The organism is Agrobacterium sp. 33MFTa1.1, assembly GCF_004328495.1.
GTDB lineage: Bacteria > Pseudomonadota > Alphaproteobacteria > Rhizobiales > Rhizobiaceae > Agrobacterium > Agrobacterium pusense.
The window spans coordinates 1945559-1969029 of the sequence record NZ_CP036359.1; the positions used below are offsets into that span (position 1 = coordinate 1945559).

Annotated in this window: 18 protein-coding genes; 16 read left to right on the forward strand and 2 right to left on the reverse strand. The window is 59.4% G+C overall.

The window, feature by feature from the left end; all coding sequences use genetic code 11:
• Positions 1–21 precede the first annotated feature (21 nt).
• From EYD00_RS22680 to EYD00_RS22690, 3 genes are all read left to right on the forward strand, one after another.
• Positions 22–957: a 2-hydroxyacid dehydrogenase gene (locus EYD00_RS22680; RefSeq protein ID WP_034497901.1), complete on the forward strand. Its 936-nt coding sequence runs from the start codon at positions 22–24 to the stop codon at positions 955–957.
• 231 nt (positions 958–1188) lie between these two features.
• On the forward strand, positions 1189–3363 hold the full coding sequence (locus EYD00_RS22685; RefSeq protein WP_034498492.1) for a putative bifunctional diguanylate cyclase/phosphodiesterase: 2175 nt from the start codon (positions 1189–1191) through the stop codon (positions 3361–3363).
• Positions 3364–3815: 452 nt separating this feature from the next.
• Positions 3816–4880, forward strand: a complete 1065-nt coding sequence (locus tag EYD00_RS22690) for a porin (RefSeq protein ID WP_034497898.1) — start codon at positions 3816–3818, stop codon at positions 4878–4880.
• Between the two features lie 188 nt (positions 4881–5068).
• On the opposite strand, the gene EYD00_RS22695 is transcribed toward EYD00_RS22690, so the two are convergent.
• Positions 5069–6604 carry an amidohydrolase family protein gene (locus tag EYD00_RS22695; protein WP_034497896.1) on the reverse strand — a complete coding sequence of 512 codons (1536 nt, stop codon included), beginning with the start codon at positions 6602–6604 and terminating at the stop codon, positions 5069–5071.
• Between the two features lie 159 nt (positions 6605–6763).
• Here EYD00_RS22695 and EYD00_RS22700 point away from each other — a divergent pair, with 159 nt between their 5' ends.
• The 7 genes from EYD00_RS22700 to EYD00_RS22730 all read left to right on the forward strand — a co-directional run bounded on the left by EYD00_RS22700 (position 6764) and on the right by EYD00_RS22730 (position 15191).
• Positions 6764–8329: an ABC transporter substrate-binding protein gene (locus EYD00_RS22700; RefSeq protein ID WP_006700310.1), complete on the forward strand. Its 1566-nt coding sequence runs from the start codon at positions 6764–6766 to the stop codon at positions 8327–8329.
• Between the two features lie 240 nt (positions 8330–8569).
• Positions 8570–9538 (forward strand): ABC transporter permease, encoded by a 969-nt coding sequence (locus EYD00_RS22705; RefSeq protein ID WP_004444583.1) that lies wholly within the window; start codon positions 8570–8572, stop codon positions 9536–9538.
• An 18-nt stretch (positions 9539–9556) separates the two neighbouring features.
• A complete protein-coding gene (locus tag EYD00_RS22710; protein ID WP_004444582.1) occupies positions 9557–10504 on the forward strand; it encodes an ABC transporter permease in 948 nt (315 codons plus the stop codon).
• 5 nt (positions 10505–10509) lie between these two features.
• On the forward strand, positions 10510–11703 hold the full coding sequence (locus tag EYD00_RS22715) for an amidohydrolase family protein (RefSeq protein ID WP_034497894.1): 1194 nt from the start codon (positions 10510–10512) through the stop codon (positions 11701–11703).
• Complete coding sequence (locus tag EYD00_RS22720; protein ID WP_034497892.1) at positions 11703–13196, forward strand: amidohydrolase family protein; 1494 nt, start codon at positions 11703–11705, stop codon at positions 13194–13196. Before EYD00_RS22715 ends, EYD00_RS22720 begins: the two co-directional genes overlap by 1 nt.
• The gene (locus EYD00_RS22725; RefSeq protein WP_004444579.1) at positions 13189–14172 is read left to right on the forward strand and encodes an ABC transporter ATP-binding protein; all 984 of its coding nucleotides are present in this window, start codon (positions 13189–13191) and stop codon (positions 14170–14172) included. Before EYD00_RS22720 ends, EYD00_RS22725 begins: the two co-directional genes overlap by 8 nt.
• Entirely contained in the window at positions 14169–15191 is a 1023-nt protein-coding gene (locus EYD00_RS22730; protein WP_034497891.1) for an ABC transporter ATP-binding protein, read from the forward strand. The genes EYD00_RS22725 and EYD00_RS22730 overlap by 4 nt, the downstream gene beginning before the upstream one ends.
• A gap of 9 nt (positions 15192–15200) precedes the next feature.
• Here EYD00_RS22730 and EYD00_RS22735 read toward each other — a convergent pair whose 3' ends face one another.
• Positions 15201–15878 (reverse strand): GntR family transcriptional regulator, encoded by a 678-nt coding sequence (locus EYD00_RS22735; protein ID WP_006700316.1) that lies wholly within the window; start codon positions 15876–15878, stop codon positions 15201–15203.
• A gap of 129 nt (positions 15879–16007) precedes the next feature.
• On the opposite strand from EYD00_RS22735, the gene EYD00_RS22740 reads away from it, so the two are divergent.
• The 6 genes from EYD00_RS22740 (at position 16008) to fdhF (ending at position 23439) form a co-directional block, all read left to right on the forward strand.
• Positions 16008–16637, forward strand: coding sequence for a flavin reductase family protein (locus EYD00_RS22740; RefSeq protein ID WP_022563864.1), 630 nt, complete (start codon positions 16008–16010; stop codon positions 16635–16637).
• A gap of 21 nt (positions 16638–16658) precedes the next feature.
• Positions 16659–17381, forward strand: a complete 723-nt coding sequence (locus EYD00_RS22745) for an aspartate/glutamate racemase family protein (protein WP_034498489.1) — start codon at positions 16659–16661, stop codon at positions 17379–17381.
• A 100-nt stretch (positions 17382–17481) separates the two neighbouring features.
• Positions 17482–18405, forward strand: coding sequence for a LysR family transcriptional regulator (locus EYD00_RS22750; protein WP_006700319.1), 924 nt, complete (start codon positions 17482–17484; stop codon positions 18403–18405).
• Positions 18406–18519: 114 nt separating this feature from the next.
• Positions 18520–18999, forward strand: a complete 480-nt coding sequence (locus EYD00_RS22755) for a formate dehydrogenase subunit gamma (protein WP_034497889.1) — start codon at positions 18520–18522, stop codon at positions 18997–18999.
• The gene (locus tag EYD00_RS22760) at positions 18996–20552 is read left to right on the forward strand and encodes a formate dehydrogenase beta subunit (protein WP_034497887.1); all 1557 of its coding nucleotides are present in this window, start codon (positions 18996–18998) and stop codon (positions 20550–20552) included. Before EYD00_RS22755 ends, EYD00_RS22760 begins: the two co-directional genes overlap by 4 nt.
• 4 nt (positions 20553–20556) lie before the next feature.
• Complete coding sequence (gene fdhF, locus EYD00_RS22765) at positions 20557–23439, forward strand: formate dehydrogenase subunit alpha (RefSeq protein ID WP_034497885.1); 2883 nt, start codon at positions 20557–20559, stop codon at positions 23437–23439.
• The last annotated feature ends 32 nt before the right edge of the window (positions 23440–23471 follow it).

Consider the following 23471-nt stretch of genomic DNA (forward strand, 5'->3'; position numbering starts at 1 on the left):
CACCGGCACAAAGGGAAATCCATGACCACTGAAATCGTGCAGCTGTGCCCGCTCATCCCGGCACTGGAGGAAGAACTTGCGCAGCGCTTCACCGTGCATCGCCTGTTCGAAGTGTCAGACAGGGCCGCCTTCCTTACTGAAAAAGGCGGCGCGATCCGCGGCGTCGTCACCGGCGGTCATATCGGCCTGCCGGCGGATATTGGTGCAGCGTTACCAAAGCTTGAAATCGTTGCCATCAACGGCGTCGGCTTCGACAAGGTCGATCTGGCTGAAGCGAAGCGGCGCGGCTTTCGTGTTTCCAATACGCCTGACGTGTTGACGGCCGACGTCGCGGATCTTGCTCTGGGCCTTATTCTGGCGCAGGCGCGCAGGCTGCCGCAGGCAGACCAATATGTCCGCACCGGGCAATGGCTGATGGGCGACATGGGCCTTTCCACCCGGGTGGCCGGTCGTCGCTATGGCATATTCGGTTTCGGCCGCATCGGTCAGGCGATTGCCAGGAGGCTCGAAGGTTTCGATGCGCATATCTCCTACACCGCGAGAAATCGTCGCGATGTCGCCTATGATTATTATGACAGCATCGAAGCTCTGGCCGCTAATTGTGACGTGCTGATCATCGCCGCAGCGGCCACCGCCGAAACGCGTCATATCGTCGGTGCCGAGGTTCTGAACGCGCTTGGCCCGCAGGGTGTGCTTGTCAACGTGGCTCGCGGCTCGTTGGTGGATGAGAAGGCGCTCATTGAGGCACTTTCGAACGGCGTGATCGCAGGTGCTGCGCTTGATGTCTTCGAGGATGAACCGCGTGTGCCGGATGCGCTGTTTGCTTTCGAAACCGTCACGCTCGCCCCACATATCGGCAGCGGCACGCATCAGACGCGACGGGCCATGGCAGACCTTGTTATTGCCAATCTCGATGCGCATTTTGCCGGCAGGGAGTTGCCGACGCCGGTGGTGTGACGGGCCTTGCTGGATGCCAGAATTCTGGCGGCGCGGCTTCTATCCGCGCCGTTTTTCCCTGAGACAGGCGCTATTTCATCGCCGCAAGCGTACAGACGGCCACTGGCCACCCTATCTCCGCCCCTCGTTCATATTTATATAATATGTATAATCCTACTATTCTGCTCTCTTATAAAGTGATGAGGCGGATAGGTGCGTCCCAAGGGCCCGAAGACACCCGTGCAGAACCGGATATCGCAAAAAAAGCGCGACACAGGGCCATCTGCCTCTACCGCAACAGGTGACAATAGCAATCCATCCGACCGGCATGTGCTTTTGGAAGCGATGATCGACCACGTGCCGGATTTTATCTATGCCAAGGATCTGGAAGGTCGTTTCCTGTTTGCGAACCGCGCAATCGTCAAGGAAAATGGTTTTGACACGGTGGAGGAGCTGATTGGCCTCACCGATTACGATATTCACGGCGAAGCAGCGCGACGGGCGGGCATTCCCGACACCGAGGCACGGGTGATGCGCACGGGAGAACCGGATCTCGGTTACGAAGAGCGGGCCATGCGCGGCGATATTGACCGCTGGCTGATGATGTCGCGCGTGCCGCTGCGGGACAAGTCCGGCAACATCATCGGGGTGGTCGGCGCTTCTAGGGACATAACCCAGAAAAAGGCATCCGAAAGGCTGCTGCAGACGCAGGCGCGCATTCTCGAAATGATTGTCGCGGCGGCGCGTATCGAGGATTTCCTCGAGGAATTCGTCAAGGCGATTGAAAATCTCGCCACGGGGCTTGCCTGTGCCGTACGGGTGTTCGACGCCGCTACGGGTGAACCTTCGGTTTATGCATCGCCGGCACTCGCTCCGCATGCGGGGCTGACGGCGCTGATTTCCTCGGTCAGCGATCCTGACAGCCTCATTTCCCCCGCCGATAACACGGCCTTCAGCTTCGATATTCCCGCCAGCGACGGCAAGGCGCACGGTTTTGTCTGGTGCATGCTCGCGGCCCGCCAGCCAGACCCGGCACTGGTGGAGTTTATCGGTGCGGCTGCACGCATGGCGGGGCTCGCTATCGACCGCAAACGTGCTGCCGAACATATCGCCTTTCTGGCCGATCACGACATGCTGACCCGGCTCCCCAATCGCCGTTTTCTCGATACACGGCTGCCGGAAGTTCTGGCGGCCGCGACAAAAGCCAGGCGGACGATCGCCGTCTGCTTTCTCGACCTCGACAATTTCAAGCAGATCAACGACACGCTGGGCCACAGCGTCGGCGATGCGCTGCTTTCGAAGACGGCGGCGCGCATTGCAGGGAGCCTTGGTCGAAACGATCTCGTGTTGCGGGTGGGCGGGGATGAGTTCGTTGTCATTCTGGAGAAACAACGGGTCGGTTTCGAAACCCGGCTTCATGGCATCCAGGCTGCGGTCTCACAGCCGCTGCGCATCGGCAGTTATGATATCAAGGCGACATCCAGCATCGGCGTGGCGTTTTTTCCGGAACATGGGGAAACCACGGCGGAGATCGTCGCCGCTGCCGATCTTGCCATGTATCAGGCGAAACATAATGGTCGGGACGGTATCGCCACCTTCTCGCCGCGCATGGCAGACGATTTGAGAAAGAAGGTCACGCGTATCGAGGAATTGCGCAGGGCCGTGGAACGGGATGAATTCATCCTGCATTTCCAGCCGCAGGTCGATCTCCTTACCGGCGGCATCAGTGGGGTGGAGGCGCTGGTGCGCTGGCAGCACCCGGTGGAGGGACTGCTTGGGCCTGCGGAATTCATCGGCCTTGCGGAAGAAACCGGCCTCATCGTGGAGCTCGGGGAGAGCATTCTGAAAAAAGCGTGCCGTCAGGCGCGAGACTGGATGGCTGCCGGATTGTCGCCTGTCAAAATGGCAGTCAATATCTCCCCCCGGCAGTTTCAGGCCGGCCTGGCGGACCAGATCAGTTCGGTACTGAAGGAAACCGGCCTTGCACCTTCGCTGCTGGAAATCGAGATTACCGAGACGCTCATCATTCAGGACGTCGACACGTCAGTGCGCATCATGCGCGCCATCAAGCAGATGGGCGTCAGCCTGGCGCTGGATGACTTCGGCATCGGCTATTCCTGTCTTGGCATGCTCAAGACATTCCCTCTTTCGTGCATGAAGATCGACCGCTCGTTCCTCACGCATCTGCCGGCAAAAACCAAAGACAGCGCCATTGTTTCGATCATGATCCAGCTTGCCGGTTCACTGGGCATCGATGTCATTGCCGAAGGCGTGGAGACGGCCGAGCAGGCTGACTTTCTGCGCGCTGCCGGTTGTCCCTACGGGCAAGGTTATTATTTCGGCCGCCCCGTGGCGGCTGGCGAGATCGAGGGCATGCTGAAGGCGATGTCCACATTTGCAACCGGTTCTTCCAGCCAACCGCTGTAATCGCCGATCCACCGCCCGCCGCGTTATCCGAACGGAATCGAAGTACCACGCGCGAGTTTCGGGTCGGGTATCGCCGCCTCGCGCACTCACTGCACCAGCCTCGGCCATTGTCACATCACCGTTGTTATTCAAGGTGAGCTGTTGGGCTCCTGCCGCAGCAATATTGTTACTACTCTCGTCATATTAGAATATTATCGTAAATTAAATATCCAACAAATCTTATTTTCCCAATGTACATAAGCGTATTTTTATATTTTAAACTTTATATTTGTTGTAATTTTACTACGCAGTGTGATTGCGTAATCGTGTTGTATTTTAAATCCGGAGATTTGAATTGCGACTCCCCCGCGATTTCTGTCATTTGCTGATCAGCGCAGGGAAGCGGGCGGCAGGGAAAAGACCAGCCCACAAATTTGCGCATTCGTTGAAAAATTTTTGACTGGAGATTACAAATGAACATCAAGAGCCTTTTGATCGGCTCCGCTGCCGCTCTCGCAGCAGTATCCGGCGCACAGGCCGCTGACGCCATCGTCGCCGCTGAGCCCGAGCCCATGGAATATGTTCGCGTCTGCGATGCTTTCGGCACCGGCTTCTTTTACATTCCCGGCACCGAAACGTGCCTGAAGTTCGACGGTTACATCCGTTTCCAGACGGAGTTCGGTCGCAACCAGTCCGGTACATCTGACTGGGACTCTTTCACCCGCGCCCAGTTCAACATTGACACCCGTACCGACACCGAACTCGGCGCCCTGCGTGGCTACATCGGTCTGCGCGGTCAGGCCGACAACGATACTGACCGCAACTTCGTTCTTGATCAGGCTTTCATCGAACTCAGCGGCCTGAAAGTCGGTTTCTACTACAACTGGTGGGACGACGGTCTCTCCGGTGAGTATGACCAGCTCAGCTCCAACCGCACCCGTCTGAACGCTATCCGTTACACCTACGACGCCGGCTCATTCTACGTCGGTGCCGCTGTTGAGGAGCTCGAAGGTTCGCGTAAGGGCACTTCCGAACTCGGCGTTACGAAGGGCGGCAAGTTCCAGACCAACACGAACGATGTTGGCATCAGCGCCATCATCGGCGCAAAGATCGGCGGCGTTAAGGCCAACCTGCTTGGCGGTTACGACACGAACCAGGAAAACGGTGCAATCCGTGCAATCATCACTGCTGACATCGGTCCCGGCACGCTCGGCATCTCCGGTGCTTGGGCTTCCGGCGCCAACTACTACTACGAAGAGTCCGAGTGGACTGTTGCTGCTGAATACGCCATCAAGGCAACTGACAAGCTGACCATCACCCCCGGCTTCCAGTATTTCGGCACGATCGACATCGGCGCTTACAACGACTTCGTTGGCAGCCGCGATGCGTGGCGCGCTGGCGTCGCTGCTGGTTACAAGATCACCTCTGGTCTCTCCACCAAGGTTGCGGTCACCTATCAGGATGTGGATGGCAAGAAGGGCGTAAACGGTGGTGGCGACAGCTGGACCGGTTTCGTTCGTCTCGAGCGTTCGTTCTAACAGAGCCTGACAAACAGCATAACCGGGTTAGACAACTCAGATCCACCCCGTTTCTTGAACGGGTGAGTGCTAGCTCCAGTCAAAGTTCCTGACATGATGTCAGGTTTGCTCCCCGGTCCTCTCCTGGCCGGGGAGTCTTTGTCATGATGTTGGCAAGAAGTCCAAGAGACCTTGCCGACCCCAGTTGATTAGTGATCCCGCGTCGATTGGTGATCCTGAACAGGCCCTTGGTCGGCGGCGCGGAATCTCGCATCCGCCGGCGGACGGGGAGGGAGCACGGGTTCGTCGAACGTGCGCAGTAGGCGGCCCCAGCCCGGATCATGCATGTGTGCTTTCAGTCCGGCGCGCTCGACCAGCGCCATGGCTTCTTGCTGGCCAAAGGTAAGCGCGGCGTCGACATCTGATGTCAGGACCCGCCCATTTTCCATCAGCAATCTACCGTCCACGAAGACGGTATCGACATCGCTACCAAGGACCTGATGTACCAGACGGTGGACCGGCATCCACATGGGCATCAGATGCGGCTTGCGCATGTCGATGATGACGACGTCAGCCTTCTTGCCGATCTCGAGCGAACCGATCTCGTCCTCCATGCCGATAGCGTGGGCGGCATCGATCGTGATCATCTCTAAGATCTTGCCCGGCGGAAGCAGGTAGCGGTCGTGATTGTGCAGGAGATGTTGCGTAAATTGTGCCAGGCGCGCCGTCTGCAACATGTCGAAATGGCGGCTTGGAGCTGCGCCATCAGTGGTGATGGCGAGACGAATCCCTTTTGACATCATTTCCATGATGGGAGTTGCGCGGCCCGGCGGCGCATGGGTCACGCGTGTGCCGGTCTCGGCCAGTATGTCTATTTCGTCGTGGGAGATACCCCAGCAATGCTGAAGGTGAATGTCAGGGCCAAGCAGGGCATTTTCCTTGTCCTGAAACGCCATTCGGATTTGCCCGGCAAAGGCGTCGGAATGAAGCCTGACACCGGTCTTGCGCGCCATCTCGCGTATCCGGCGGGCCTGCATTCTGTCACCCTCTGTCAGTTTCACTGCCTGGTCCGGCGTAGATGCATTGGAGGGTTCGACCGACGGTGCGATGGTGAAAGGCGTCAGGAAAACGCTGATGCGGCCATCGGCGCTGCCGTGCAATGCTTCGATCACCGCTTCGCTGCCATCCATCATCTCGTCGAAGCTAACGTCGCGACGTTCCGGTAGACCGCTCTCCCACCGTGTGACCGGATGAGGCCATGGGAGGCCTGACGGCCCGACGCAGATGATTTCGCGAAGGCCGAGTTCGCTATAGGCGCGGGCGTGGTTGATGGCGAAGACGGGGTCATCCGCGCGTGGCATCGAAGTGATGATGCTGGCCCCGGTCGTCACCCCGGCGCGCAGCCGTTCAATGCCGGAAATCAGCCCGTCGGCATACCAGTAGTCGCGGGTGACGTAGTGGTAATAGGTCGGGGTGATGATTTTCATCCACATCGCATTGGTGTCCGCTGCGATGCTGCGAAGAAGGGCGTGGCCCGCGTGGCCATGGGCATCGATCAGGCCAGGAATGAGAAGCTTTCCCCTGCAGTCGATAACCGCCTTATCACTGTGGCGGGGGTCAAGTTCATCCACAGTGCCGATGTCGACAATTCTGTCGCCTTCTATCGCCAGTGCCCCGCTCTCAATAATGCGCCGCTCCTTGTCGACCGTAACGATCGTTCCGTGCCGCAGCAGAAAGCCTGTCATATTCTCTCCTCCTCGCTTAAACTCGTATTCAAAAACTTGCGATTTTGAGTACGATAATTGTCAACAATATTATTGACAATAAGCCTCAGCGAAACAATACTCCTTCTGCCTGACCGGACCCGTGCCGGTTTCCAACGATCAATAAAAAGGGGGGATCAAATGTCCCGTATCAGAAGTTTTGTCCTGGCGGCCATGGCTGCTGCCGCCATTGCCGTTCCCGCCAGCGCGGAGACCCTTCGCTGGGGCGGTCGCGCCGATCTCTATTCGCTCGATCCCTATTCGGTCCCGTCCACATCCAACCTCGCTTTTCTCAATCATATCTACGAGGGTCTCGTCCGCTACGGACCGGACTTCCAGATCGAGCCGGCACTCGCCACCGAGTGGAAGCTGATTGATGGAAAGACCTGGCGCTTTACCCTTCGCAAGGGCGTGAAATTTCATGACGGTGCAGACTTCACCGCCGATGATGTCGTCGCATCCTTCACGCGCGCTTCGGACGCGACGTCGCCGCTGCGGGGCAATATCCCGATTTACGCTGGCGTCAAAAAAGTTGACGACTACACGGTGGACCTCGATGTCAACGCACCGACTTCTCTCTTTCTGAACGACATAACCAATATCTTCATTTTTAACGCCAAGTGGTTGAAAGATAACAATAGCGAGAAGCCTACCGACTTCGCGTCGAAGGTCGATGGCTACACCACCATGCACACCAATGGCACAGGCCCGTTCAAGCTCGAAAGCCGCGTTCCCGACAGCAAGACTGTTCTCGTTGCCAATGAAGGCTGGTGGGACCAGAAGAAGCACAATCTCGACCGCATCGAATTCGTGCCGATCGCATCTGCGGCAACACGCGTCGCGGCACTGCTGTCAGGTGAAATCGACCTGATCGACTCCGCCCCGATCCAGGATTTGCCGCGTCTGGAATCCTCGCCCAATATCACGGTCAAGAAGCGCACCGAGCTTCGCACGCTTTTCATTGGCTTCAACCGCCGCGAAAAACTGGAAAACGGTCAGCCGAACCCCTTTAATGATCTGCGCGTTCGTCAGGCCTTCGAAGCCTCCATCGATCGTGACCTGATCAACAAAAAAGTCATGCGTGGTCTTGCAAGACCGTCCGGCTCGCTGATCGCACCTGAGATCGCTGGTTATGCCAAATCGCTGGACACGTTCGAGCCGGCCGATCCGGCCAAGGCGCAGAAGCTGCTTGCCGATGCGGGCATGAAGAACCTTGCCTTCACCTATACCTGCATGAATGACGAGAGCGTCAACGAAGAGGATATCTGCTCGGGCGTTGCCAACATGTTGAAGCGTGGCGGTTTCCAGCCGACCATCGATATTGCGCCACGTTCCGTGCAGTCACCTAAGCGCAATGGCGGCAAGGCTGACGTCTTCAACCTCAGCTGGGCAAACGAGCCGACTCTTGACGCCTTCTCGATGCTGTCGCAGATCCTCTCGACCCGCAAGGGCGCGATGGGCGTCTCCAACTATGGCGGCTGGTCCAATCCCGAGATCGACAAGCTTGTTGCGCAGGCGGCGCAGGAGCAGGACAATACGAAACGCCTGGCGCTCGAAGAAGCTGCGCTGAAAATCGCCAAGGACGAGACCATGCTCGTTCCGCTGCATCAGCAGCCGATTGCGTGGGCTATGCTGGCCAAGGTCAAAAGCGTCGACTTCCGCGCCGACAACAAGCCACGCCATTGGCTGACCCAGCTCGACAAATAAGACGGACAGCAAGCGAGGCGCCGGCCACTGGACCGAGCGCCTCACCTGTTTCAGCGGACATTCGAGCACGCACCAGTTCATTTGACTGGATGTGAAGCCGACGAAACCGTGTCAAAAATTGTCGACAAAGTTGCACTGTGTTCGTGGTTCCTACACGCCGCGTAACCTTTGCCCATCTCTGGAAGAGAATGATCGAACCTGAAAGCCTGCGCGGCTCAGGCTCGCGTCCGAGAGGTAACAATGCTGGTATTCATCATCAAGCGTTTGGGAAATGCCGTGCTGGTCATGCTTTCCGTTGCGCTTATCGCCTTTCTCATCTTTCGGCTGGCGGGTGATCCCGTCGAGCTGATGGTCGGCGAACAGACCTCGCAGGAGGATCGTGCAGCCCTGCGTGAGAGGCTCGGCCTCAATGACAGCCTGCCGACCCAATATCTGCGGTTCGTCAAAGACGCGGCGGAGGGCAATTTCGGCGTTTCCTACCGCAACGGCCAGCAGGTGCTGCCGCTGATCGCGGAAAGGTTCCCCGCGACCCTTGAGCTGGTGCTGGTTGCCACCGTGATCTCTCTGGTCGTCGGCCTGCCTCTGGGTGTTCTGACGGCGATCCGGCGCGGGAAGTGGTACACGGAAGGTCTGCAGTTCCTGTCGATCGTCGGGGTGTCCCTGCCAAGCTTCGTTGTCGGCATTCTTCTCATTCTTGTCTTTTCCGTTTCCCTCGGCTGGGCACCGGCATTTGGCCGTGGCGATGTCGTTCAGCTCGGCTGGTGGTCAACCGGGCTTTTGACCTCGTCCGGGCGTGCTGCGCTCATTCTTCCGGCTATCGCGCTTTCGCTTTATCAGATCACCCTCGTCATGCGTCTGGTGCGGGCTGAAATGCTTGAAGTTCTGCGGTCCGATTTCGTGAAGTTCGCACGGGCCCGCGGCATTCCGCGCTGGCGGATCTACTTCCGTCATGCGCTGCGCAACTGTCTGATGCCGGTGGTGACACTGACGACGATGAATGTGGGTTCGCTCATCGCCTTCGCGCTCATCACGGAAACGGTGTTTCAGTGGCCGGGCATGGGCATGCTGTTCATTCAGGCGGTTACCTTCCTCGATATCCCCGTCATGGCGGCCTATCTCTGCATCATCTCCTTCATCTTCGTTGTCCTCAACACGTTCGTCGATATCGCCTATGCCGTCATCGATCCGCGTCTGCGCACCGCGCGCTGACCGAAGGGAGCCAGTTTCATGACAGACCTTTCGCAAACGGAAAAAACCGCCCGTCGGTCACTTTTCAGCCGCATGCGCGATAGCGACCTCTACTGGTCGTTCAGCCGCAGTAAATCGGCCAAGATCAGCGCGCTCATTCTCGCAATCCTGATCCTCGCAGCTGTCTTCGCGCCGTGGATTGCGCCCCAGAATCCCTATGACGGTGCATCGCTGGACATGTGGAAGGCCGAGCTGCCGCCGATCTGGCAGGAGGGCGGCGAATGGCCGTTTCTGCTTGGAACGGATACGCAGGGACGCGACATGCTCTCCGCCATTCTCTACGGCACACGCATCTCCATCGTCATCGGTGTCGCCTCCGTGCTGCTTTCGCTCGTCATCGGCATGACGGCAGGTCTGGTGGCGGGGTACTTCGGCGGTTTTGCCGATGGCCTCCTGATGCGCATCGGTGACATCACGCTGTCCATCCCGACCATTCTGGTTGCCATCCTCGTGTCGACAGTCGTGCGGCAAATGCTGCCCGACAATCTGCGTGAGGTCGGTGCATCCGCCGTGCTCATTCTCGCCATCGCGCTCTCCGCCTGGGTGCAATATGCGCGAACGGTCCGTGCACAGGCGATTGTAGAAACCGGCAAGGACTATGTTCAGGCCGCTAAGCTGATCGGCGTGCCCGCCCGCCGCATCATGGCGGCGCATATCCTGCCCAATACGTTAACGCCGATCATGGTTGCCGCCACGCTGAATTTCGGCATGGCGATCCTGACGGAAGCGACGCTGTCCTTCCTTGGCATTGGCATGCCACCAAGCCAGCCGTCGCTCGGCACGCTGATCCGTATCGGCAACCAGTTCCTGTTCTCCGGCTCCTGGTGGATCGTGCTGTTCCCTGTCTTCCAACTCTGCCTGCTCGTCGTCACCGTCAACCTTCTGGGTGACTGGCTGCGCGATGCGCTCAATCCGAAACTGAGGTGAGCTCCATGCACGATCTTCTTCTGCGCAACGTACGGCCCATGGCGGGCGAAGCCTGCGATATTTTGATCAGGAACGGCAAGATTTCAGGTTTCGGAACATTTGACGCCGAACCCGGCATGCCGGTTGAGGACGGCAAGGGAGCAATTGCCGTTCCCGGTCTTATCGATGCCCATACGCATCTGGACAAGACGACGTGGGGCATGCCCTGGCACGTCAACAACCGTGCTGCCATCCTGCGCGAGCGGATCGATTTCGAGCGGGAAAACCGCGTTCAGATCGGCATCGATCCGCATCGCCAGTCCATGCGCCATGCGATCGGCCTTGCGGCCAATGGCGGCACCCATATTCGCAGCCATGTCGATATCGACCCCACCCATGGCCTGAAACTGGTAGAGGGCATATGGGAAACCCGTGAGAAGCTTAATGGCATCATCGACATCGAGGTCGTCGCCTTCCCGCAATCCGGCGTCATGGTCATGCCCGGCACGGTGGAGCTTCTCGATGAGGCGTTGAAGCAAGGCTGCGAGGTGCTCGGCGGCATCGATCCCTGCGGAATTGACCGCGATCCGAAGGGCCAGCTGGACATTCTTTTTCAACTGGCGACAAAACACGGCGTGCCGATCGATATTCATCTGCACGAAGCCGCCGACCTCGGCGCCTTCACGATGGAGCTCATCTTCGAGCGCATCCGGGCAAACGGCATGCAGGGCAACGTTGCCATCAGCCACGCCTTTGCCCTTGGCATGAACGACTATCTGCGCGTTGGCAGGCTGATCGACGAGATTGCGCGGCTTGATGTCGCCATCCTGACCACGGGTGCGCCATCGGCAAGCGTGCCGTCGATCATGCGCCTCAAGGAGGCGGGTGTGCGCGTTGGCGGCGGCTGTGATGGCATCCGCGACACATGGGGTCCGTGGGGACAGCCGGACATGCTGGATCGCGCCAAGATCATCGGCATGAAAAACGGTCTGCGTTCGGATATCGAACTTGCACATGTGCTCCATGTCGTTTCCAAGGGTGGCGCCGATGTCATGGCTCTTGAGGATTACGGCATGGAGATCGGCTGTGCTGCCGACTTCACGCTGCTGACCGGCGAAACGCTGGCGCATGCTGTTGTCGATATCGCGCCGCGGCCGCTGGTGGTCAAAGGCGGTCGTGTCACGGCGAGAAACGGCAAAGCCATCGTGGAGGCGCCGTGATGAGCGATGTTCTCAATGCGTTGCAACTCGGCGAAAGGCCGCAAGGGCGGACGTTGCTAACAGCCAGCTGGGTTGTCGGGCACAAGGAGGGATCGCACCGCCTTCTGAAAAACGGTGAGGTTGTTTTCGAAAACGGCGAAATCGTCTTTGTCGGACATGGATTTCCCGGAGAGGTCGCCCGGCGTATCGATTTTGGCAATGCGCTCGTCAGCCCCGGCCTGATCGATCTCGATGCGCTTTCCGATCTCGATACGACGATCCTCGGCATTGATCATCATCCGGGCTGGGCGAAGGGTCGTGTCTGGCCGCGCTCCTATGTCGAGGCTGGTCCCTACGAAATGTATTCCCCGGAAGAGCTTGCCTTCCAGAAGCGTTTCGCCTTCGGGCAGTTGCTCCTCAATGGCATCACCACGGCAGCCCCCATCGCATCGCTGTTTTATCGCGAATGGGGGGAGACCGTGGCGGAATTCGAGGCGGCCGCCGATGCCGCCGGGGAACTTGGTTTGCGCGTTTATCTCAGCCCCGCCTTCCGTTCAGGCGGCATGGTGCTGGAAGAACCGGGCCGCATGGTGCCTGTTTTTGATGAGGAGCGCGGTTTTCAGGGCCTCGCCGACGCAATCGCCTTCATCGAAAAGCAGAGTGGAAGGCACGGCGATCTGGTGCGCGGCATGCTGGCGCCGGACCGCGTGGAAACCTCCACCCTGGCGCTCATTGAGCGCACCGACGCAGCGGCCCGCGAACTCGGCTGCAAGTTCCGTCTCCATATGGCGCAGGGCGTCATGGAGGTCGATACGGTTCGCAAGCTCCACGGTTCGACCGCGCCAGTCTGGCTCGCCAAGGCCGGGCTGCTCAGCGAAAGGCTGATCGCCCCGCACGCCACCAATGCGACGGAAGAAGATCTGGTGCTCTATGCGGAAAACGGCGTCTCCATCGTCCACTGTCCGCTGGTTTCGAGCCGTGGTGGCAGCACGCTCTCATCCTTCTCCTCCTGCCGCAAACGCGGCATCAATATTGCGATGGGAACGGATACGGCCCCGGCGGACATGCTGATGAATTTGCTCGTAGGGCTGATCACCTGCCGCATCAATGACGGTGCTCCGGACCAGATCCGCTGTGCCGATCTCTTCGATGCGGCCACACTTGGCGGCGCGCGGGCTCTTGGACGATCCGACCTTGGCCATCTTTCCCCGGGCGCAAGGGCAGACATTGCTGTCTTCAATCTCGACGATACCGTCATGGCGCCGAGCATCGATCCGATCACCACGCTGGTGACCGGTGGTTCGGGCAAGGTCACGCGGGCCGTTTTTGTCGACGGCCGTCTTTCCATGCGTGAAAGGCAGGTCGCCCGTATCGACATGCGGCGTGCCCGTGAACAGGCGCAGGCGCAGTTCGATCGCCTGATTGCAAAATATCCCGAACGGAGCTGGGCAAATCCGCCCGTCTCCGAAATCTTCCCTCCGAGCTATCCGGTGGAGGTCGCCCAGCATGGTTGACATGAACCAATCGGTTATCGATGTCCGCAATCTCAAGGTCGAGTTTCCCGGCCGTCGAGGCACCGTTACTGCGCTTTCCGATATCAGCCTTTCGATCCGGCCCGGTGAAATCCTGGGTGTTGTCGGTGAATCCGGTGCCGGAAAATCCATGACGGGCCTTGCCATACAGGGCCTGCTCGAGAAACCCGGCCACATTGCCGATGGCGAAATATGGCTCGGGTCGCGCCGTATCGATCAACTGGATGACCGGGCGATGGAAAGCATTCGCGGTCGTGAGATCGGTGCGATCTTTCAGGACCCGCTAACCTCGCTCAATCCACTCTTTACGGTCGGTGCGCAGCTTGTCGAGACGATCCGCCAGCACCTGCCGCTGTCGAAAGCGGATGCACGCGCACGGGCCGTTCAACTGTTGAAGGATGTCGGCATTCCATCACCTGCGGATCGTGTCGATCATTATCCGCACCAGTTTTCTGGCGGCATGCGCCAGCGTGTCGTCATTGCGCTGGCGCTCGCCGCCTCTCCGAAACTCATCATTGCCGATGAGCCGACGACGGCGCTCGACGTCTCGATCCAGGCGCAGATCATTTCGCTGCTGCGGCGGCTGTGCAAGGAAAAGCAGACGGCGGTCATGCTTGTCACCCACGACATGGGCGTCATTGCCGAGGCTGCCGACCGTGTGGCGGTGCTTTATGCCGGCCGGCTGATCGAGGTGGGCCCGGTCGAGCAGGTGCTGCACGAACCGCGCCACCCCTATACGCAGGGCCTGATGGCCTCCATCCCGTCACTTGGCGCACGGGTGGAGCGGCTGAACCAGATCGACGGCGCGATGCCGCGTCTCGATGCGATCCCGCCCGGATGCGCGTTTAATCCACGCTGTGGATTCGCCGGGCCGCGCTGTCGGCGGGAAAGGCCTGAACTCGAAACCGTCGGCAACGGCGCCAGTGCGTGCTGGCTGAATGCAGGAGGCACAGCATGACACAATCCGCATCTCAAAAAGCCGCACAGAACAAGCCGGCCTTGACGGTGAAGGGCCTGACGAAAACCTTCGACGTTTCGGCCCCGCTGCTCAATCGCATCATCGAGCGCAAACCACGGCAGTTCGTGCAGGCCGTCAACGATATCGACTTTTCTGTTCCGGCCGGCGGCTGTCTAAGTATCGTCGGTGAAAGCGGTTGTGGCAAATCGACTGTTGCCCGCCTGGTAACGGGACTTTTTCGGCCAAGTGCCGGCGAGTTTCGTTTCGCGGCAGGCGGCAAAGGTAAACCGCTGTCGGCACAGATGATCTTTCAGGATCCCTATGCCTCGCTCAATCCGCGCTGGCGGGTGAAGAACATCATCGCAGAGCCAATCCGTGAACTGAAGCTGCGCGCGACGAAGGCCGAAACGATGGAGCGCGTGGAGGAGCTTCTCAAAACCGTGGGCCTTTCAGCCTCCGATGGCGAAAAGTTTCCGCATGAATTTTCCGGCGGCCAACGCCAGCGCATCTCCATTGCCCGTGCATTGGCGAGCGAACCGGAATTCCTCGTCTGCGATGAGCCGACATCGGCGCTCGACGTTTCGGTGCAGGCGCAGGTGCTGAACCTCATGCGCCGCCTGCAGGATGAACTCGGCCTCACCTATCTCTTCATCAGCCACGACATGAGCGTTGTTCGTCACATGTCAGACCGTATCGCGGTGATGTATCTCGGTCGGATTGTGGAGGAGGGAGATACGGAAGAGCTTTTCGCCAATCCGCGCCATCCCTATACCCGGCTGCTTCTCCAGACGATCCCCAATATCAAGGCGCCGCAGCGGGACCGGGAGATTGTTGCCGGTGAAGTGCCAAGCCCTCTGAAGCCGCCTTCGGGTTGCGCGTTTCACCCGCGTTGTCCGCTCGCAACGGCGCAATGTTCGGCAGAAGTGCCTAAGGTGAAGAGCCTTGCCAACGGCACGCGGGTTGCCTGTCATCTGGTCGAAGATGACACGCAATGGGCGGGCGAGCGACATCGCGCCTGAGCGGAAAAATCAGCCGAGCGCGGCGCGCAGGTCGTGGGAAAGGTCGCGGATTTCGCTGAGATCGAGCTCCGCTTCCACATGCTCGAGGTGGTGGGTCATCAGGTGGATGGCCCGCGACGGATCATTGTTGGCAATAGCATCGACGATTTCTGCATGTTCGTCCGGGCCGCAGTTGAAGCGATCCGTGTTACGGTAAACGGCTGTTATCAGCGACGAGCGGGAAATGAGGTCGCGCATGGTGGTAAAGAGGAAATCAGAACCGAGCGTTTCCGCAAGCAGAAGGTGGAACCCGCCGGAAAGCTTGATGATGTCGGTCGTGACGTTTTTGGCATTGGCCACGCGCTCTTTGGCCACGTGGTCGCGTAGCTTTTTGAGATCGGTCTTGGTGGCGGATTTGCAAAGTCTTTCGACAACGCATTGCTCGACGGTACGGCGCACGAAGAAGACGTCGCGGGCTTCCTCGACCGACGGTTTGGAGACGAAAGCACCGCGATTGGGAACGATGGTCACCAGTCCGTCACGTTCGAGAACGGACAAGGCCTGGCGGATTCTGGCACGGCTGACGCCAAAGATTGTCGCCAGTTGCTCTTCTTTCAGCTGCACCCCCGGACGCAGCCGGCGTTCGGCGATCGAAAGCCATACTTTCTCGACAATCTGCTGCGTGGACGGGCCGGCCTGCTCGCTCATTCGACATACTCCCCAATCGTCCTAGAGAAGCGTGATGTGAATGAAAAAGTCAACCGTATCAACGGGATTTTGGTTGCAACATTGTCAACAATATGAGAGATAATTGTAGACTAAATTAGGATGCCGATCATGGAATTCGATTTCAGCGCGCTTGAGCCCCAGAGCCGCTACCGCCTTCTGACGAATTTTATCGGTCCGCGGCCGATCGCGCTCGTGACGACCCGCTCGGAAGCGGGCCATAACAATGCAGCACCGATGAGCTTCTTCAACGTCTTTTCGCATGATCCTCCCATCGTGGTCCTCGGCATTCAGCCGAAGGTGAGCGGCGAGGAAAAGGATACGATGGTGAATATCCGCCGCACTGGCGAGTTCGTGGTCAATATGGTCGATATGTCGCTTTCGGAGCAGATGCTGATCTGCGGTCTCGGCTTCGACAATGAAGTTGACGAGATGTCGATGGCCAAGCTTACGGCCATGCCCTGCAGCAAGATCGATGCGAGTTATGCCGCGCAATCGCCCTGCGCCTTCGAGTGCCGGGTGGAGCGACTGATCGATTACCCCCGCCGCACGCTGGTGCTGGGCGAAGTGGTTCATATGCATGTCCATAACGAATGCCTCGATGAAGAGGGACGTTATGTCGATGCCGATCGCTACCAGCCGATCGCCCGGCTTCACGCCGACAACTACATCACCTCGGACCGCCAGTTTGTTTTGAAGGCGCCACCAATCACCGATTTCACCGCGCCTGACGGCAAGTGACAGCTCATCAGGATGCGTGCGATGCATATTCGTTTGATCAATCCCAATTCCACCGCCTCCATGACCGCGCAGGCTCTCGATAGCGCGCTAAGGGTCAAGCAGAAGGAGACCCACGTCTCCGCGGCAAATCCTGACGATACCCCCGTCAGCATCGAAGGGCAGGCGGATGAGGCCATGGCCGTTCCCGGGCTGCTCGCGGAAATCCGTAAGGGCGAGGCGCTGGGCGTGGATGCCTATGTGATCGCCTGTTTCGACGATCCCGGACTTCACGCCGCACGCGAAGTGGCGCGTGGACCCGTCATCGGCATCTGCCAGGCCGCCGTGCAGGTGGCGATGACGATCAGCCGCCGCTTCTCGATCATCACGACGCTGCCGCGTTCCATCGCGATCATCGAAGATCTGGTTGAGGATTACGGCGCGCAACGGCATTGCCGGAAGGTCCGGGCCATCAACCTGCCGGTTCTTGGCCTTGAAGAAGACCCGGAAGTCGCGGAAGCCCTGCTTCGTCGCGAAATCGAGGTCGCCAAGCGGGAGGATGCGGCAGAAGCGATCATTCTCGGCTGCGCGGGCATGTCCTCGCTCTGCGACCGGCTGCGCGACGCCACAGGTGTTCCGGTCATCGATGGCGTGACGGCAGCGATCAAGCTTGCCGAAGCTCTTGTTGGCGCCGGTTACAATACCTCGAAGGTCAATGCTTACGACTATCCGCGGGTGAAGGGGCCGGCCCTCGTCGCCTGCGCCTAGTTTGCAGGAAAATGCCCGCGGCCATTTGCGGGCGCTTGCGCCACGTTCTAGTGTTCTCCCGCGCACACCGGTCAAGTGGGGGCGCCGCGGGGGAGAGCGTATGATCGACAAGCTGGAATTTTTCATTGCATTGGCGCGGGCTGAACATTTCGGCCGGGCGGCGGAGGAATGTGGTGTCTCCCAGCCCAGCCTGTCGGCCGCAATCCGGCAGCTGGAGGATCAGTTGGGCGTCGTTCTCGTGGTGCGTTCAGCGCGGTATCAGGGGCTGACGCCGGAAGGCCAGCGTGTGCTTGAATGGGCGCGTCGTATCGTTGGCGATACACGCACCATGCGTGAGGAAATGCGCGCCGCCCGTAGGGGCCTTGCCGGACATATACGTCTGGCCGTCATTCCGACCGCGCTTGCCATGGTGCCGCGATTGACCGAATCCTTCCAGGCGCGCCATCCCGATGTGACTTTTTCCGTCACGTCCCGCACCTCGCTGCAGGTTTTGAGCCAGATTGAAAACCTCGAGATCGACGCGGGAATCAGTTACCTCGACAATGAGCCGCTCGGACGCGTGACCACCGTACCGCTTTATTCCGAGCGTTATCACCTGATCGCAGCTGCCGGAACGCCGCTCGCTGATCAGGAAAGCGTTACCTGGCAACAGGTTTCCAGTCTTAGGCTTTGTCTATTAACTCCGGACATGCAGAACAGGCGCATCATCAACCGGCACATGGCCGAAGCTGGCGTCGAGGCCAAGCCGACGCTCGAATCCAACTCGATGATCGTGCTTTTTTCTCATATCCGCACCGGACAATGGGCTTCAATAATGCCGCGCAACCTCGCGGAATCGTTCGGTTTTCCTAAGCAGATCAGGATAATCCCGATTACCGATCCGGACCCCGAACACCTCGTGGGCCTGATTGCCACCCACCGGGAACCACACACTCCGCTTGTCTCCGCGCTGCTTCACGAGGCTCGCCAAAGGGCCGCCGAGAAGGCATTTGATAGGAATTTCCTATCAAATGACGGAAACTGATTATTGACCTGATCTCGCCGATCTCGACATTCTTGCAAGCACCGCAGGGCTGCGAAAGGATTGACTATATCCCGCTCGTCATCCCTGCCCCTGTCGGTTTGGGAGGACTGGCCTATGAATATTCGAGCGGTTGCCGTAGATGAGGCGGCGCGTGTTTCCGCCATCATTGATGAATTTCTCCATCTGGAGGGGCCTTTGCTGCCCATCCTGCACGCGATGCAGGAAGAATTCGGCTATATCCCGGAAAGCGCCAAGCAGATCATCGCCTCCGCGCTGAACAACTCGCGCGCCGAGGTTCATGGCGTCGTCACCTTCTACCCCGATTTCCGAGATCATCCGCATGGTCGCCATGTATTAAAGCTCTGTCGCGCCGAGGCTTGCCAGTCGATGGGTGGCGAGCCTCTTGCGCAAACCATCAAGAGCCGCCTCGGCCTCGACTGGCACGAAACCGCGCCCGACGGTTCCGTCACGCTTGAGCCGGTCTTTTGTCTTGGGCTCTGCGCTCAGGCACCGGCCCTGATGCTGGATGGCGAAGTCCATGCCCGTCTTGATGAGGACTGTCTTGTCGAGATTCTGGCGGAGGCACGCCGATGAGTGTCACCGTTTTTGTTCCCGGCGATTCCGCCGCTCTTGCCGTTGGCGCAAACCGGGTTGCCGATGCCATCGCCCGTGAGGCCGCTGGCCGTAATCTTGAGGTTGAGATTGTCCGCAACGGCTCGCGCGGCATGCTCTGGCTTGAAGTGCTGGTTGAAGTGCGCACCGAGCATGGCCGTATCGCCTATGGCCCCGTCAAGGCGAGCGACGTCGCCTCGCTTTTTGACGCGGATTTTCTGACTGGTGGCGACCATCGCCTCTGTCTCGGGCTGACAAAGGACATTCCGTTCCTGAAGAGCCAGACGCGTCTGACATTTGCCCGATGTGGCGTCACCGATCCATTGTCGCTGGAGGATTACCGCACCTATCAGGGCATGAAGGGTCTTGAAAAAGCTGTTGCGATGGCCCCGTTGGATATCGTCGCGGAGGTGACCCAGAGCGGCCTGCGCGGACGCGGCGGCGCTGGTTTCCCCACCGGCATCAAATGGAAGACCGTTGCCGATGCGGTGGCGGACCAGAAATACATCGTCTGCAATGCGGATGAGGGCGACAGCGGCACTTTCGCCGACCGGATGATCATGGAGGGCGACCCCTTCGTGCTGATCGAAGGCATGGCGATTGCCGGCCTCGCCGTCGGCGCGACCAAGGGCTTCATCTATACCCGCTCGGAATATCCCTACGCCATCAGGGTCATGGAAAAGGCGATCGAGATCGCAAGGCGTGAGGGTATTCTTGGGTCCTCCGTCCTCGGGTCAGGCCGCGCGTTCGACATGGAAGTGCGCATGGGCGCCGGCGCCTATGTCTGTGGCGAGGAGACCTCGCTTCTCAATAGCCTCGAAGGCAAACGCGGAACGGTGCGCGCCAAGCCGCCGTTACCAGCCCTGCAGGGCCTGTTCGGCAAGCCGACCGTCGTGAACAACGTGATTTCGCTCGCTTCCATTCCGGTCATCATGGATCGTGGTGCCGCTTTTTATCGCGATTTCGGTGTCGGCCGTTCGCACGGCACCATCCCGATCCAGCTTGCTGGCAACCTCAAGAATGGTGGGCTTTACGAAACCGCCTTCGGTTTGACGCTCGGGCAGCTTGTGAACGATATCGGCGGCGGCACGATCAGCGGCCGGCCTGTCAAGGCGGTGCAGGTGGGTGGACCACTCGGCGCTTATTTCCCGGTGTCGCTGTTCGACACGGTCTTTGACTACGAAGCGTTCACGGCGGCTGGTGGCCTGATAGGCCATGCGGGCATCGTGGTGTTCGATGATACGGCAGACATGCTGCATCAGGCCCGGTTTGCGCTGGAGTTCTGCGCCGTCGAAAGTTGCGGCAAGTGCACACCCTGTCGCATCGGCTCCACGCGTGGTGTCGAGACGGTTGACAAGATTGCGCTCGGCATCGAGCGGGAGAAAAACACGGCGTTGCTGGAAGACCTCTGCGAAACCATGAAATTCGGTTCGCTCTGTGCGCTCGGCGGTTTCACGCCCTATCCCGTCATGAGCGCGCTCCGGCATTTCCCTGCTGATTTTGCCCCCATCCCACGTGTTGAAGCGGCGGAGTAAGACCATGGCCCTTGTAACTGAATTCGACTACGGCACCCCCAAGTCCAACGCTACGGACATGGTGACGCTCACAATCGACGGCCGCCAGGTAACTGTTCCCGCGGGAACGTCGATCATGCGCGCCTCGCGTGAAGCGGGCATCGATGTGCCGAAACTCTGCGCCACCGACATGGTGGATGCCTTCGGCTCGTGCCGGCTCTGTCTTATCGAGGTGGAGGGCCGCAACGGCACCCCCGCCTCCTGCACCACGCCTGTTGCCGCCGGTCTCGTCGTGCATACGCAGACAGAGCGGCTGAAGCAGATCCGCAAGGGCGTGATGGAGCTTTATATCTCCGATCACCCGCTCGACTGCCTGACCTGCGCCGCCAATGGCGATTGTGAATTGCAGGATATGGCGGGCGCGGTGGGCCTTCGTGACGTGCGTTATGGTTACGAGGGCGACAATCACGTCAAGGCCCGCACCGGGGAGGGCGATCTTAATGCCCGCTGGATGCCGAAGGACGAAAGCAATCCCTATTTCACCTATGATCCTTCCAAATGCATCGTCTGTTCCCGTTGCGTGCGCGCCTGCGAGGAAGTGCAGGGCACCTTCGCGCTCACGATCGAAGGCCGCGGTTTTGAAAGCAGGGTATCGCCCGGCGCGCACGAGGCATTCCTCGATTCCGACTGCGTGTCCTGCGGCGCCTGCGTGCAGGCCTGTCCGACCGCGACGCTCACCGAAAAATCGGTGATCGAGATTGGCCAGCCTGAACATTCGATGGTGACCACCTGCGCCTATTGCGGCGTCGGTTGCTCCTTCAAGGCGGAAATGCGTGGTGAAGAGCTGGTGCGCATGGTGCCGTGGAAGGATGGACAGGCAAACCGTGGCCATTCCTGCGTCAAGGGCCGCTTCGCTTACGGATATGCGACCCACAGAGATCGTATCCTCAACCCTATGATTCGCGAAAAGATCAGCGATCCGTGGCGGGAAGTCACCTGGGAGGAAGCCTTCTCCCACGTTGCGTCCGAGTTCCGGCGTATCCAGGGCACCTATGGGAAAGAGTCCATTGGCGGCATCACCTCGTCCCGCTGTACGAATGAGGAAACATTCCTCGTCCAGAAACTCATTCGCGCCGGTTTCGGCAACAATAACGTTGATACCTGCGCCCGCGTCTGCCATTCGCCCACGGGTTATGGTCTTGGCCAGGCCTTCGGCACATCTGCCGGCACGCAGAATTTCGACAGCGTGGAGCATTCCGATGTCGTGCTTGTCATCGGCGCCAATCCGACCGACGGCCATCCCGTTTTCGGTTCGCGGCTGAAGAAGCGGCTACGTCAGGGCGCAAAGCTGATCGTCATCGATCCGCGCCGTATCGATCTTGTCCGCACGCCACATGTGGAGGCCGCTTTCCACCTGCCGCTGCTGCCGGGAACCAACGTTGCGGTGCTGACGGCGCTTGCCCATGTGATCGTCACGGAAGGTTTGTTCAATGAGGCCTTCATTCGCGAGCGTTGCGACTGGTCGGAGTTCGAGGATTGGGCCGCCTTCGTTGCCGAGCCGCAGCATAGTCCGGAAGAGACGGAACGTTTCACGGGCGTACCGGCTGAAGATCTGCGTGGCGCGGCCCGGCTTTATGCCAAGGGCGGCAATGGCGCGATCTATTATGGTCTGGGTGTCACAGAACACAGCCAGGGTTCAACGACCGTCATGGCGATTGCCAATCTTGCCATGGCGACCGGCAACATCGGCCGTCCCGGGGTGGGCGTCAATCCGCTGCGTGGTCAGAACAATGTGCAGGGATCCTGCGATATGGGGTCTTTCCCGCACGAGCTACCGGGCTATCGCCATATCTCCGATGATGCGACACGCGATGTGTTCGAGAAACTCTGGGGCGTGAAGCTCAACAACGAGCCGGGCCTACGTATCCCCAACATGCTGGATGCCGCTGTCGATGGCAGCTTCAAGGGCATCTATATTCAGGGCGAGGACATTCTCCAGTCGGACCCCGATACCAAGCACGTTTCCGCCGGCCTTGCCGCCATGGAATGTGTCGTGGTGCACGATCTCTTCCTGAACGAGACGGCGAATTATGCGCATGTGTTCCTGCCGGGTTCCACCTTCCTCGAAAAAGACGGCACCTTCACCAATGCCGAGCGCCGCATCAACCGCGTGCGCAAGGTCATGTCGCCGAAGAACGGTTACGCCGACTGGGAAGTAACCCAGAAGCTGGCGCAGGCCATGGGCCTTTCGTGGAACTACACCCATCCCTCCGAGATCATGGACGAAATAGCGGCAACGACGCCAAGCTTTGCCAGCGTTTCCTACGCCTATCTCGAAGAGAAGGGTTCGGTGCAGTGGCCCTGTAACGAAAAGTTCCCAGAGGGTTCGCCGATCATGCATGTGGACGGCTTTGTGCGCGGCAAGGGCAAGTTCATCCGCACGGAATATGTGGCGACGGACGAGCGCACCGGTCCGCGTTTCCCGCTGCTGCTCACCACCGGCCGTATCCTGTCGCAATACAATGTCGGGGCGCAGACAAGGCGCACCGAAAACGTCGTCTGGCACGAGGAGGATCGTCTGGAAATTCATCCGCACGATGCCGAACAGCGTGGTGTAAAGGACGGCGACTGGATCAAGCTCGTCAGCCGGTCGGGCGACACGACGCTGAGAGCGCTGATTACCGACCGCGTGGCGCCGGGCGTGGTCTATACGACCTTCCATCACCCCGGCACGCAGGCGAACGTCATCACCACCGATTTCTCCGACTGGGCGACCAACTGCCCGGAATACAAGGTGACGGCGGTTCAGGTCTCACCATCCAACGGGCCGACGGAATGGCAGGAAGAATATGATGCGCTTTCGCGTCAGTCCCGCCGCATCGCCGGCAAGCTGGAAGCTGCGGAATAATCGGGGGCCGGGCTTGTCCCGGCCTTCTCATC

What these genes read in the sequence shown, in the direction of transcription:
- EYD00_RS22760 (WP_034497887.1), top strand. Translation starts at nt 18,996, where the DNA reads ATGAGTGTCACCGTTTTTGTTCCCGGCGATTCCGCCGCTCTTGCCGTT.
- EYD00_RS22710 (WP_004444582.1), top strand. Translation starts at nt 9,557, where the DNA reads ATGACAGACCTTTCGCAAACGGAAAAAACCGCCCGTCGGTCACTTTTC.
- EYD00_RS22730 (WP_034497891.1), top strand. Translation starts at nt 14,169, where the DNA reads ATGACACAATCCGCATCTCAAAAAGCCGCACAGAACAAGCCGGCCTTG.
- EYD00_RS22715 (WP_034497894.1), top strand. Translation starts at nt 10,510, where the DNA reads ATGCACGATCTTCTTCTGCGCAACGTACGGCCCATGGCGGGCGAAGCC.
- EYD00_RS22700 (WP_006700310.1), top strand. Translation starts at nt 6,764, where the DNA reads ATGTCCCGTATCAGAAGTTTTGTCCTGGCGGCCATGGCTGCTGCCGCC.
- EYD00_RS22745 (WP_034498489.1), top strand. Translation starts at nt 16,659, where the DNA reads ATGCATATTCGTTTGATCAATCCCAATTCCACCGCCTCCATGACCGCG.
- EYD00_RS22690 (WP_034497898.1), top strand. Translation starts at nt 3,816, where the DNA reads ATGAACATCAAGAGCCTTTTGATCGGCTCCGCTGCCGCTCTCGCAGCA.
- EYD00_RS22725 (WP_004444579.1), top strand. Translation starts at nt 13,189, where the DNA reads ATGGTTGACATGAACCAATCGGTTATCGATGTCCGCAATCTCAAGGTC.
- EYD00_RS22680 (WP_034497901.1), top strand. Translation starts at nt 22, where the DNA reads ATGACCACTGAAATCGTGCAGCTGTGCCCGCTCATCCCGGCACTGGAG.
- EYD00_RS22705 (WP_004444583.1), top strand. Translation starts at nt 8,570, where the DNA reads ATGCTGGTATTCATCATCAAGCGTTTGGGAAATGCCGTGCTGGTCATG.
- fdhF (WP_034497885.1), top strand. Translation starts at nt 20,557, where the DNA reads ATGGCCCTTGTAACTGAATTCGACTACGGCACCCCCAAGTCCAACGCT.
- EYD00_RS22695 (WP_034497896.1), bottom strand. Translation starts at nt 6,604, where the DNA reads ATGACAGGCTTTCTGCTGCGGCACGGAACGATCGTTACGGTCGACAAG.
- EYD00_RS22740 (WP_022563864.1), top strand. Translation starts at nt 16,008, where the DNA reads ATGGAATTCGATTTCAGCGCGCTTGAGCCCCAGAGCCGCTACCGCCTT.
- EYD00_RS22720 (WP_034497892.1), top strand. Translation starts at nt 11,703, where the DNA reads ATGAGCGATGTTCTCAATGCGTTGCAACTCGGCGAAAGGCCGCAAGGG.
- EYD00_RS22735 (WP_006700316.1), bottom strand. Translation starts at nt 15,878, where the DNA reads ATGAGCGAGCAGGCCGGCCCGTCCACGCAGCAGATTGTCGAGAAAGTA.
- EYD00_RS22750 (WP_006700319.1), top strand. Translation starts at nt 17,482, where the DNA reads ATGATCGACAAGCTGGAATTTTTCATTGCATTGGCGCGGGCTGAACAT.
- EYD00_RS22755 (WP_034497889.1), top strand. Translation starts at nt 18,520, where the DNA reads ATGAATATTCGAGCGGTTGCCGTAGATGAGGCGGCGCGTGTTTCCGCC.